The organism is Novosphingobium sp. ERN07 (assembly GCF_012641335.1).
Lineage (GTDB): Bacteria > Pseudomonadota > Alphaproteobacteria > Sphingomonadales > Sphingomonadaceae > Novosphingobium.
Map to the genome: position 1 here is coordinate 26,608 of NZ_JABAID010000026.1, position 12,301 is coordinate 38,908.

Consider the following 12,301-nt stretch of genomic DNA (forward strand, 5'->3'; position numbering starts at 1 on the left):
GAAATCCTAACTTCCCAGTTCTCACCTTCATCTGGTATGGCGCGCCACTAGATAAATCTGGAGTTGTCGGGCCTACATCGCGCGAAACAAACGAACGGGAAATGCCCGTGCAACGGCGGCAGAGTCTGTGTTGACAAGCGGGGTTGACGCTATTGCATCAGCAGCGGCGGACGGCAGGCCAGGCCACCCTACGCGGAATCCACTAATCGTTTTAAAACGAGCCGTTACACCTAGGCGGTAGAAGCCTTCCTGAATTCTTGGTCGGGAAGAGCAGATGGTTGTCGTCTTTGGCGAAAGCGCAAACATACGAGCGATCGAGGGCATACGCACCACGCTGCTCGAAGCATTCCAGCTCCATGACGACCTGGAGCTCGATGTCTCACAGGTTGCAGAGGCAGACCTAAGCTTCCTTCAACTCATAGAGGCCGCGCGGAAGTTTGCGGCCACCGAAGGTAAGCGCATTCGGCTGACCGCCCCGGCTACCGCGTCGCTTGCTGCGTTACTCGACCGTGCCGGCATTTTGGCCGGCGATCCCGCAGGCATCGACGATTTCTGGCTCAAGGGAGATGTCCAGTGACATCCATCCTCACTGTAGACGATTCTTCCAGCATCCGCATGGCCATTCGAATTGCGCTGTCTGGAGCGGGGCATGACGTCGCCGAAGCTTCCGATGGTGCCGAAGGCCTTGCGAAAGCTCGCGGCAGCAAGTTCGATCTGATCATCACTGACCTCAACATGCCGAACATGAATGGGCTTGAGATGATCCGCGAGATTCGCAAGCTGCCTATTCAGGCAGGCACGCCGATCATCTTTCTGACGACCGAGTCAGATGATGCGATGAAGCAGGAGGCCAAGACAGCGGGTGCGACGGGGTGGCTGGTGAAGCCCTTCGTTGCAGATCATCTTCTCAAGGTAACTCGAAAGGTTCTTGGCGCATGAGCGGGCAGGATCCGGCGGCAGCGTTCCGCATCGAAGCGGGGGAGTTACTGGACACGACCGAGCAGGCGCTGCTCGATCTTACGCACAGGCTCGATAGCCGGGATCTGATCGACACCGTATTTCGCGGCATGCACACACTGAAGGGGTCGGGCGCAATGTTCGGCTTCGATGCGCTAGCGGGCTTCACACACCATTGCGAGAGCGCGTTTGACCGCGTTCGCAAAGGGCAGGTCCAGGCCACCGAAGAACTCGTTGCCGTGACGCTTTCTGCCATGGATCACATGCGGGCGCTGGTCGAGTGCAACGCCGGCGATCTTGAGGCTGAAAGCGCCGCCATTCTCAAGCGACTGCAAGCCGCTCTCAGCGCAAGCCCTGCCCCGGTGCATGACGCTGGCATAGCGCCCTCAACTTCGCAACTCAGCGGGGACCATGACGGCGACGAGCTACCTGGCGGCCCTTGGAACGTCCACTTCCGGCTTCCTGTGGAAGCCATGGCCAACGGCACTAATCCACTTGTCCTGCTTGACGAACTGCGCGATCTGGGCGCCACCCGGGTCGCGGCGATCACCCAGGACATCCCTGCACTCGATCAACTCGATCCCATGCAATGCCATATGGCTTGGGATATCGAATTGCCGACCACGGTTGCGCGCGACGCAATCGAGGACGTGTTCATTTTTGTCATGGACGAAATGGAACTGGTCATCGAACGATCGGAGCAGACGCTGCCTGCAGAGATTGACGGCGCTGCGGATGCAGTAACCACGGAAAATGGGTCTGCTGTTGTGCCGCAACTCTTGCCGGGATCGGCTGAACCTGCAGGCAACCGACCTGCTAAGGCGGCCAGCGAAAGCGTGCGTGTGCCCGCCGAGCGGCTCGACCTGCTGATGGACCGCGTTGGTGAACTCGTCATCGTCCAGAGCCGCCTTGCACAACTAGCAAGTGCCGGGATTTCTGGGCCGACAGGTGAACTGGCGCTGCGCTCGATCTCGGAAGAAGTCGAACGCCTTGCCAACGAACTGCGCGATACCATGATGGTGCTGCGCATGGTCCCGATCGCTTCGCTGTTCGGGCGCTTCCGCCGGCTCGTCCATGACCTTGCGCGCGAAACCGGCAAAACGATCGATCTGGTTACCGATGGAGAGAGCACCGAGATCGACAAGACCGTGTCAGAAAGGCTGGCCGACCCTATCGTCCACCTAATCCGCAACGCCTGCGATCATGGCCTTGAAACGAAGGATGAGCGCCTTGCTGCAGGAAAATCGCCAGAAGGGCAGATCCGCCTCTCGGCGCGGCAGACAGGGGGCGAGGTTCTTATCAAGATCGAGGACGACGGGCGAGGCATGGACCGCGAGAGAGTTCGCGCAAAGGCCGAAGCCTGTGGGCTTGTGCAGGCAGGGCAAGTCTTGTCCGATGCCGAACTTCTCCAGATGATCTTCGAACCCGGCTTTTCGACTGCTGCGCAAGTGACCAATCTATCGGGCCGTGGGGTTGGTATGGATGTCGTCAAGCGCACAATTGAAGGCTTGCGCGGACAGATCGACTTAACCTCCGAACCGGGCAAGGGCTCGATCATCACTCTGCGCATACCGCTCACCCTCGCCATCATCGACGGTCTGCTGGTTCGTGTCGGTTGCGGGAACTACGTCATTCCGCTGTCGGCGGTCGAGGAATGCATTGAACTCAGTCTTGAGACGGACATCCGCTCCCGCGGGCGCAGCATGATCCAACTGCGTGAGAGGCTGGTGCCCTTCCTGAGGCTGCGTGAGCTGTTTAGCACGGGCACGCGGCCCGATCCCTTCCAGAAAATCGTCGTGATTACCTCGGGAGGAGAACGTGTCGGCCTAGTGGTCGACCAGATCATCGGCAGTCACCAGACGGTGATAAAATCGATGTCGAGCCTGCACCGCTCGATCCCCAGCTTCTCGGGCGCCACCATCCTTGGCGATGGTGGCGTCGCGCTCATTCTCGACGTCGTTCAACTCGTAGCTCTGGGGCAGAACCGGGAGGAGCGGCTCCGTGCCGCAGGATAGCGCCATGCAACATTTCAGCGCAACCAGTTGGGACGAAAACGGCCAGCTCGAGGTTCTCACCTTCGACATCGGCGGTGAACGTCTTGCGATCGAAGCGGTGAATATCCGCGAGATCCTCGACCTGCTTCCGGAAACGTGCGTGCCTGGAGCGCCGAACATCGTTTCCAGCGTCGTAAACTTCCGCGGCAAGATCATTCCGATTGCCGACCTCAGGGTTGTTTTCGGCATGGCCGCGGAAGTAGCGGATCACTCCGGGGAAAGTGCCGAAGGCGGATCGGTGTCGCCCGCTGCCGCTGATCACCGTATCGTGGTCATCGAGACCGAGCTCGACAGCGAGCTGATCCAGATCGGACTGCGCGCCGACAAGGTCCACGAAGTCGCCATTCTCGATCAACGTGACAGCAATGAACCACCGGTTCTGGGAATCCGCTGGAAACGCGAATTCGTGCGCGAGTTCGTGCGACAGCCAGACTGCATAATCGTGCTGCCCGACCTCCAGGAAATCTTTCGATCAATGGCGTGCGCAGCGTGACGCTGGCCGCTTCATCTGCATCTTTCGGGAAGGGGTAAGGGCCAATGCCGTTCAGGTTGTTCTCGCAGGTTTCCGAGGATCATGTCCTTGGCGAAATCGCACGCGTCGAGGCCGCGTTGGCATCTGGGGGCGACCTTTCGCTGCGCCTTGAGGCAGGGTCCGCCAATTCATCGACCCGCGCCATCATCGAAGCTTTCAACCGGCTGCTTGAGACCGCTGGCAAGCCGGTGGAGGCTCTCGCCGGGCAGATCAGCGCCATGACGGCTCAGCATGACCGGGGGGATATCGACGTTTTTATCCCCGCAGACCAGTTTGCGGGGCGGTTCCGGGAAATGGCTCAAAGCATCAACGATCTGGTGAACGCCCACATCTCGGTAAAGAAGAAGGCTATGGCCTGCGTGGCGGAGTTCAGCCGCGGCAATTTCTCCGCCCCGCTGGAACAGTTCCCCGGCAAGAAGGCTTTCATCAACGACACGATCGAGACCCTGCGTGGCAGTCTTGCCGGCCTGATTGCCGAAATGAACCACATGTCTGCCGAGCATGATCGCGGTGACATCGACGTGGTGGTCGACGACGGCAAGTTCCCTGGCGAATTCGGATTGATGGCACGCGGTATCAATGGGATGGTCGCGGGCCATATCGCCGTGAAGAAAAAGGCGATGGCCTGTATCAAGGAGCTTGGCGAGGGCAACTTCAAGGCTCCGCTGGAACAGTTTCCCGGCAAGAAAGCCTTCATCAACGAGACAATTGAAACCCTGCGCAGCAATCTTGTCGGCTTGATCGCCGAGCTTAACCACATGTCCGCCGAACACGATCGCGGCGACATCGACATCATGGTCAACGATGCCCGGTTCCTGGGCGATTTCGGCACGATGGCGCGTGGCATCAACCAGATGGTTGCTGGCCATATCACCGTCAAGAAGAAGGCCATGGCCTGTGTCAAGGCGTTCGGCGAAGGGGACTTCAATGCCCCGCTGGAACAGTTCCCAGGCAAGAAAGCTTTCATCAACGACACCATCGAAACCCTGCGCGGCAACCTTCGCGAGATCACGGCGGAAATCCAGCGGTTGATCGAAGCCTCCACCGCCGGCCGGCTTGGCGAACGCGGCGAAGCCGGGCGCTTTGTCGGCGACTTTGCGAAGCTCGTCTCGGGCATCAACGGGATGCTTGATGCCACCATAAAGCCGATCAACGAAGGCAATCGTGTGTTGAGCCAGATCAGCCGGGGCAACCTTGGCGAACGGGTGGAGATCGACTGCCACGGCGATCATCAGCGCATGCGCGATGCCATCAACGAGCTCATTGACAACCTGAGCACCAGCGCAAGTGTGGCCGACAGGATTGCCGACGGTGATCTGACCGTCCGCCATACCCCGCTCTCGGCTGAGGACCAGCTCGGCACGGCCCTTGCCAGCATGATCGAGCGGTTGTGTGAGGTGGTTGGCAGCACGTCCGTTGCGGCTGAAAACGTCTCCACAGGAAGCCGCCAGCTCGCCGCAAGCTCCGAACAGGTGGCGCAGGGAGCCACCGAGCAGGCGGCATCAGCCGAAGAAGCCTCGGCATCGATGGAGGAGATGGCTGCGAACATCAAGCAGAACGCCGACAACGCCGCCCAGACCGAGAAGATCGCGCGCCAGTCGTCGAAGGATGCCGAGCTTTCCGGGCAAGCGGTGGAACAAGCCGTAAATGCCATGCGCACGATTGCCGAGAAAATCAGCATCGTTCAGGAAATCGCGCGTCAGACCGATCTGCTGGCGCTCAATGCTGCCGTCGAAGCGGCGCGGGCGGGTGAGCATGGCAAAGGCTTTGCTGTCGTCGCCTCTGAAGTGCGCAAGCTTGCCGAGCGAAGCCAGACTGCCGCTGCGGAAATCAGTGCCGTTTCCGCGAACACGGTGAAAGTTGCAGCCGACGCCGGTGAAATGCTCGCCAAGCTTGTTCCCGACATCCGCCGCACAGCCGAATTGGTGACCGAGATCAGCGCCGCTTGTCGCGAACAGGATATCGGGGCTTCGCAGATCAATGAAGCGATCCAGCAACTCGACAAGGTTACCCAGCAGAACGCTAGCGCTTCTGACCAGATTTCCTCTACATCCGAGGAACTGGCTTCTCAGGCTGATGAGTTGCAGCAGGCGATTTCGTTCTTCAGAGTCGAATCCGCCGGAGGGGCCAGCAGCATGGGCAGGCCTGCGCTGCGTAAAGCAGCACCGGTATCTCATAACACGCCTGTCACCCGGCGGGCCAAACCCCCGGTGCCAAAGCGCAATTCCGTGGCAGATCAGAGGGAGAGGGTTGCCGGCTTCGCGCTTAACCTGACCGACGGGGGAGCCGACCCTGAAGATGCCGATTTCGGACGCGCGGCATGAGCGGCCAAGGCGAACTCCAGGTAGACGAGCTTCAGGTCGTCGAGTTCGGCCTCGGCAGCGAAGTCTTTGCTGTCCCTGTCCAGCTCGTTCGCGAGATTCTCGATTATGCGCCGCCCGCTCATGTGCCTAATGGCCCTTCATATTTTGCGGGGCTGACCGATGTGCGCGGTCAAGGCGTTCCAACCGTGGACCTGCGGCGGCGCTTGGGGTTGGAGGCGGTTGAACCGACGCTCGCGACGCGCATTTTGATTCTCGACATCTTACTGCCCGATCGCAGGCTCACCCTGGGGGTCGTGATTGATCGCGTACTCAGCGTCAGCAGCTACAACGCAGCGCAGATCGAACCTGCACCCGACATCGGCGTGCGCTGGAAGTCTCAATACATCACCGGCGTTGTGCGGCGCGAAAGCGACTTTGCCGTGATCATCGACGCTGCCCGCATCTTTACCACCCAAGAACCAGCGATGGCTGGTGAGGAATCGCAGTTGATTGAAGCCTGAAGCAACTCACCGGAACTGACGACCCCAAAGTCGCCACCCGGTATCGGAATAAAGATGGGACCGGATATGTCGCTCAACCCCTTTGCCACTGTATCTGCCAGCCTGGTTCTCGACGAAATTTCCCGCATTGAAGCGGCGATGGACAGCGGAAGATACGCCGATCGCCTCAGCAGCCATGTGGGCAATGCAATGACGCGCGTGGTATCTGAAGCCATCAACAGGTTGCTCGACAAGGCACTCCAGCCCTCGATCGAGCTGGCCAAGGCGGTCTCCCACATGTCTGCCGAGCACGAGCGCGGCGATATCGATGTAGTGGTCCAGCCAAACAATTTTTCAGGCCATTTTGCCAATATGGCTCGAGAGATCAACGATCTGGTCAGCGCACACATCACGGTCAAGAAGAAGGCCATGGCCTGCGTGAAGGAGATCAGCGAGGGCAACTTCAAGGCTCCGCTCGAACAATTTGCAGGCAAGAAGGCGTTCATCAATCACACAATCGAGACACTGCGCGAAAACCTGACTGGCCTGATCGCACAGATGAATCGCATGTCCGCCGAGCACGACCGTGGCGATATCGACATCATGGTCGATGACACCGCTTTTCAGGGTGATTTTGCCGTCATGGCACGGGGCATCAACGATATGGTTTCCGGCCACATCGCGGTGAAGAAGAAGGCGATGGCTTGCGTCAAGGCATTTGGTGAAGGCAACTTTGACGCCCCGCTCGAACAGTTCCCGGGCAAGAAGGCCTTCATCAACGAAACCATTGAAACGCTTCGCGCAAATTTGCGCGCTATCACATCTGAAATTCAGGGTTTGATTGTTGCGGCGACTGAAGGCAAACTGAGTGAACGCGGCGACGACCTCCGCTTCGTTGGTGATTTTTCCAGCCTCATCAGTGGCATAAACGGCATGCTCGATGCGACGCTCCTCCCGATCGAGGAAGGCAACCGTATTCTGGCCAAGCTGGGCGCTGGCGACCTTGGCGAGCGTGTCGAGATAGAATGCCGGGGCGATCACAAAAAAATGCGCGATGCCATCAACGCCTTGGTTGACAACTTGCGGGCATTCGCCAGCAACGTGAGCCAGGCGGCAACGGATGTGGCGGATGGCAGCACCCAGATGGCCGCCAGCTCGCAGCAGCTTTCCGAAGGCGCGACCGAACAGGCCGCCTCTGCGGAAGAGGCTTCAGCCTCGATGGAACAGATGGCCGCGAACATCAAGCAGAACGCTGACAACGCAGCACAGACCGAGAAGATTGCGCGCCAGTCGTCGAAGGACGCCGAATTGTCGGGCATTGCTGTCGACAAGGCTGTTAGCGCGATGCGCACGATTGCCGAGAAGATCAGCATCGTCCAGGAAATCGCCCGCCAGACCGACCTGCTGGCGCTTAACGCGGCAGTCGAGGCGGCCCGGGCCGGCGAACACGGCAAGGGCTTTGCCGTGGTCGCATCGGAGGTTCGAAAACTCGCCGAACGCAGCCAGAGCGCGGCTGCCGAGATCGTCTCTGTTTCGGCTGACACCGTAAAGGCGGCGAGCGAAGCGGGCGAGATGCTCGGCAAGCTGGTTCCTGATATCCGCCGCACGGCAGAACTCGTCTCTGAAATCAGTGCAGCGTGTCGCGAGCAGGATATTGGCGCCTCTCAGATCAATGAGGCGATCCAGCAACTCGACAAAGTAACCCAACAGAACGCGAGCGCTTCGGACCAAATCTCCTCGACATCGGATTCTCTGGCATCACGGGCAGATGAGCTTCAGGAAGCTATGGCTTTCTTCCAGCTCGATACTGCTGCGACGCCTGCCGTGCGGGCACGCAGTGCGCCGCCGCGCAAGGCGAATGCCGCAAAGCCATCCCGCGCTGCTTCCAAAAGCCGATCTGCCGTGGCTCCGGTCCGGCCCAACTCCGTGACCCACCAGCAGCAGCGGGCAGCCGGCTTTGCGCTCGACCTGACGAACGGCGGCGGAGATTCCGAGGACGGCAATTTCGGGCGCGCGGCATAAAGATCGCTGCCGCTTGGCACTCTCGTAAACTGGTCACACCATGAACGACATGACCTACACCAGCTTCGATGCGGCTTCCGATACTGACCGGATAGGCAACCAGCAATTCAAAGCGTTGGCGGCACTGATCCATGCCGAGGCGGGCATAAACCTCAAGCCGAGCAAACAGACCATGCTTGAAGGGCGGCTCCGGCGCCGTGCGCGATCGGCTGGCTTCGCCACCATTCGGGAATACTGCGATCTCGTCCTCAGCCCTGGCGTCAGTCAGAGCGAGATCGAACACTTGATTAACGCCGTTACGACCAACAAGACGGATTTTTTCCGCGAGCCTATGCACTTCGACGTCCTGCTCGAAACCGTGCTGCCTGAATTCGCCGAAAACCGTCAACGCATGGTTCGCTGCTGGAGCGCCGCCTGCTCAACCGGTGCTGAACCCTATACGCTTGCCATGCTGCTCGACGAGTTTGCAGGGCAACACCGCGGGATCGACTATCAAATTGTCGCCACCGATCTCGATACCGAGGTTCTCGCCACCGCAATAAAGGGAATCTACTCGAGCGAAATGATCGCGCCTGTGCCTGATCATTTGCGTCGGCGTTATGTACTGGAGTCGAAAAGCCCCGGCCGCGCGGAAGTCCGGATCGTGCCTGAACTTCGGCGCAAGGTGGCATTCGGGCGACTGAACCTGATGGAAGCGCGTTATCCGCTGGACACACTCATGGACATCATCTTCTGTCGCAACGTCCTGATCTATTTCGACAAGGCGACGCAGGAAGCAGTGGTGAACCGCCTCTGCGAGAGGTTGCGGCCCGGCGGCTATCTGTTCCTCGGCCACTCCGAATCCATTACCGGGTTCGCCCACTGCCTCACGCAAGTGGCAGGCACCGTGTTCCGGAGAGACTAGATGGCACTGGCGACCAGGAAGATCAGGGTTCTCATCGTCGACGACAGCGCAAGTGTTCGTCAGACCATGAAAGCCATTCTCGAAGAAGACAGCGAGATCGAGGTCATCGGTACGGCCGCCGATCCCTTCGCGGCGGCGCGGATCATCCAGTCGCATATCCCGGATGTCATCACGCTCGATGTCGAAATGCCCCGGATGGACGGCATCACGTTCCTGCGCAAGTTGATGACCCAGTGCCCGCTGCCAGTTGTCATGTGCTCCTCGCTGACTGAGCAAGGCTCCGAAACCCTGATGCAGGCTCTCGAGGCCGGAGCGGTGGACATCATCCTGAAGCCGCGGATCGGTGTTGCGGATCACCTCACCGAAGCGCGCGCTGCGATCCGGCAGGTGGTCAAGGGCGCGGCAAGGGCGCGGGTTCAGGCCCGCAAACTTGCCCCGCCGCGTCTCGTACCGCAGGCCAAGCTTACGGCGGACGCGGTTCTGCCACCGCCCAGTGGAAGGGCCATGAGCCGCACCACCGAGATGGTCGTGTGCATCGGTGCCTCCACTGGCGGAACGGAAGCCTTGCGTGAGGTGCTTGAAGCTCTACCCGCCAATTCCCCCGGGATCGTTGTGGTACAGCACATGCCGGAACGCTTTACCCGGGCCTTCGCATCCCGCCTCAATTCGCTGTGCGAAGTGAGCGTAAAAGAAGCGGAAGACGGGGATACCGTCATGCGTGGCCATGTCCTTATCGCGCCAGGAGGCAAGCACACCATGCTCGAACGGCAGGGCGCGCGATATCTCGTGTCGGTGCGTGAGGGGCCGCTAGTCTCACGCCATCGCCCTTCCGTCGACGTGCTTTTCCGCTCGGCCGCGCGCTGCGCCGGTTCAAACGCCGTTGGCGTCATCATGACCGGCATGGGAGACGATGGCGCCCGAGGTTTGCTCGAAATGCACGAGGGCGGAGCACGCACACTTGCGCAGGATGAAGAATCCTCGATCGTGTTCGGAATGCCAAAAGAAGCGATCGCGCGCGGTGCTGCAGACAAGGTAATTCCTCTTGGCTCGATCGCCAGGGAAATTCTCCAGGCAACGGCTCGCTGACCGATGCTGGTACGCAACAGCCACGAAGTGCTGGAACAGCAGGACTGCCGATCCATTGTTGCGGCAGCGCGCACTCAACTCGCCGAAATCATCAATGCGCTCACCATTCATTTCGACGCTGCAAGTCTGGCGCTTGGCGATGCGGTAACAACCATCGACCAAGTGGTAACCGCGCTCCGGGAAATTGCTGGCGTCTTCGACGTCGGCGAGGCCGCCAGCGCCGTGGACGATCTTATGGGCGCCGCTGAAGCCCTTCTAACAGTCAAAGACCAAGCTGATACCCGCGCCTGCGCTATTGTAGAGATTCGGGATAGCAGCTTAACTCTGCGTTCTTGTGTCGGCGAAATCCTGCGCTGCATACAGGTGCTTGAAATCTACGGTATGAACGTGAAGATCACGGCATCGGGCGCTGCCGAGTTCACGGAGTTTGCTGACCGCATGCGTGGCAAGCTCAATGCGGCCGGCGGCGAAGTCCGAAGCCTCGACGAGACGCTTGAACAACTCGAGATCAGCCTTTGCGAGATGAGCCGTGACGATGCGTTGCTTGTCAATGAATGCGCAAAGGTCGTACCTCAGGTCCCTGACCGGCTGATGCGAGATGCCGAAGCGCTGAAGAAGCACCAAGGAGGTTTGGTCCGGCTCGCGCAATCCACCAATACTGTCGCAATGGCGATCAGAAGTGAACTGGGGCTGGCCTTGGGCACTATCCAGATCGGGGATAGAGTTCGGCAACGGCTTGAACACGTTATGCTCGGCTGCCACATCATTGAAGATGCCGCAACGTCAGGGGGTGAAGACAAAGCTTTTGTCGATCTGACGCAACAGCACATTCTGCCTTTACTGGGGGCGCTGACGACTGCGGCGGCCGCTGAGTTTAGTCAGGATGCACGATCACTTCTCGCCTCCCTGCACAGGCTCAAAGATACGTCGGGGCAGTTGAACGCTCTGCAAGAACCCGGTCGCAGCGAAAAGGGCCAAGGCTTTCTTGCATTGCTTGAGAGTGGAATTGCCGAGGCGGAAGGCATGATCATCCAATTGAGCCAAGCAGATCGCCAAGGCAGTGCCACGCTCGAGCATATCCTGACTACGGTCGATGATGTCGCCGCGAAGATGGCAGCTATCACTGAACTGCGGTTGGAAGTGCGGAACATGGCCATAAATATTGGCCTAAGCTGCAGAAACATCGGTCAGTTTGGAAAGCCGATCATGATCGTTGCAAATGAAATTAGAACTTATGTTGAGCGACTTGACCAGATTGTGTCTAGAATTTCTAAGGCGGAAGCCGCCTTGCTCGAAACCTCTTCACAGATGGACTCAAAGCGCGCCAAAGCTATTAATTTAGCAGACCAAATATCTCACTTTCTCGAAGTCATCCGTCTGTGCGACGATCGAACTGTAACTGCGCTCAACGCTGTTGAAGAAGAATCCGCAAACGTACATTCATCCCTAAATATTGCTATAAAAAATCTTGAAAAAATTCTAAATGAATCTCTACATTTCGATGTAATATCGTCCAAATTTAAAATTGATTTTTCTTATGAATTAGAAATGATTGATAATTTTGTTCCAAAATTACAATCAATTTTTGATCTAATTTCACGAAATTATACAATGAATGATGAACGAGATGTGCATAATTCTTGTATTCCGGAATACATTCAAAAAATTATAACTGGAAAAGTTGAAATTTCTAAAGATCGATCCGAAGAAGATGATGATGGTTTGTTCTGAATTCAAATAATATATGGTGATATTACCGTGAGGAGAGTGTATCCTGACCTGCGGCGCAACAAGCAGCGTAGGCGATGTAATTATCCGTCTCACTGGTTTGCCGCCACATTATGATCTGGACACCCGCAATAACCGCGACTTTGGCGGCACGCTGACCGGTTTTGTGTTTGACGGGTCGAGTGCGGGCATTTGAGCGGGCTGGTGGGCATTGC

10 protein-coding genes and 1 pseudogene are annotated in these 12,301 nt (G+C 58.3%); all 11 read left to right on the forward strand.

The genetic code is table 11. From position 1 onward, the window contains the following. Nucleotides 1-274 precede the first annotated feature (274 nt). The 11 genes and pseudogenes from HGI47_RS20105 (at nucleotide 275) to HGI47_RS20150 (ending at nucleotide 12,089) form a co-directional block, all read left to right on the forward strand. A complete protein-coding gene (locus HGI47_RS20105; protein ID WP_168854562.1) occupies nucleotides 275-577 on the forward strand; it encodes an STAS domain-containing protein in 303 nt (100 codons plus the stop codon). Beyond that, the gene (locus tag HGI47_RS20110) at nucleotides 574-939 is read left to right on the forward strand and encodes a response regulator (protein WP_370521806.1); all 366 of its coding nucleotides are present in this window, start codon (nucleotides 574-576) and stop codon (nucleotides 937-939) included. Before HGI47_RS20105 ends, HGI47_RS20110 begins: the two co-directional genes overlap by 4 nt. Then, complete coding sequence (locus tag HGI47_RS20115; RefSeq protein WP_168854563.1) at nucleotides 936-2,972, forward strand: chemotaxis protein CheA; 2,037 nt, start codon at nucleotides 936-938, stop codon at nucleotides 2,970-2,972. The genes HGI47_RS20110 and HGI47_RS20115 overlap by 4 nt, the downstream gene beginning before the upstream one ends. Nucleotides 2,973-2,976: 4 nt before the next feature. Continuing rightward, nucleotides 2,977-3,504, forward strand: a complete 528-nt coding sequence (locus HGI47_RS20120; RefSeq protein WP_168854564.1) for a chemotaxis protein CheW — start codon at nucleotides 2,977-2,979, stop codon at nucleotides 3,502-3,504. A 332-nt stretch (nucleotides 3,505-3,836) separates the two neighbouring features. Next, nucleotides 3,837-3,992: pseudogene (locus HGI47_RS22955) on the forward strand (hypothetical protein); the annotation flags it as partial. Between the two features lie 21 nt (nucleotides 3,993-4,013). Further along, the gene (locus HGI47_RS20125; protein WP_370521807.1) at nucleotides 4,014-5,867 is read left to right on the forward strand and encodes a methyl-accepting chemotaxis protein; all 1,854 of its coding nucleotides are present in this window, start codon (nucleotides 4,014-4,016) and stop codon (nucleotides 5,865-5,867) included. Next, the gene (locus tag HGI47_RS20130) at nucleotides 5,864-6,367 is read left to right on the forward strand and encodes a chemotaxis protein CheW (protein ID WP_168854566.1); all 504 of its coding nucleotides are present in this window, start codon (nucleotides 5,864-5,866) and stop codon (nucleotides 6,365-6,367) included. The genes HGI47_RS20125 and HGI47_RS20130 overlap by 4 nt, the downstream gene beginning before the upstream one ends. 66 nt (nucleotides 6,368-6,433) lie before the next feature. Further along, nucleotides 6,434-8,368 carry a methyl-accepting chemotaxis protein gene (locus HGI47_RS20135; RefSeq protein ID WP_168854567.1) on the forward strand — a complete coding sequence of 645 codons (1,935 nt, stop codon included), beginning with the start codon at nucleotides 6,434-6,436 and terminating at the stop codon, nucleotides 8,366-8,368. A gap of 40 nt (nucleotides 8,369-8,408) precedes the next feature. Further along, complete coding sequence (locus tag HGI47_RS20140; RefSeq protein ID WP_240950328.1) at nucleotides 8,409-9,272, forward strand: protein-glutamate O-methyltransferase; 864 nt, start codon at nucleotides 8,409-8,411, stop codon at nucleotides 9,270-9,272. Continuing rightward, the gene (locus tag HGI47_RS20145; protein ID WP_168854569.1) at nucleotides 9,273-10,358 is read left to right on the forward strand and encodes a chemotaxis response regulator protein-glutamate methylesterase; all 1,086 of its coding nucleotides are present in this window, start codon (nucleotides 9,273-9,275) and stop codon (nucleotides 10,356-10,358) included. It abuts the gene before it with no gap. A 3-nt stretch (nucleotides 10,359-10,361) separates the two neighbouring features. Then, complete coding sequence (locus HGI47_RS20150) at nucleotides 10,362-12,089, forward strand: hypothetical protein (RefSeq protein WP_168854570.1); 1,728 nt, start codon at nucleotides 10,362-10,364, stop codon at nucleotides 12,087-12,089. Nucleotides 12,090-12,301: the final 212 nt, after the last annotated feature.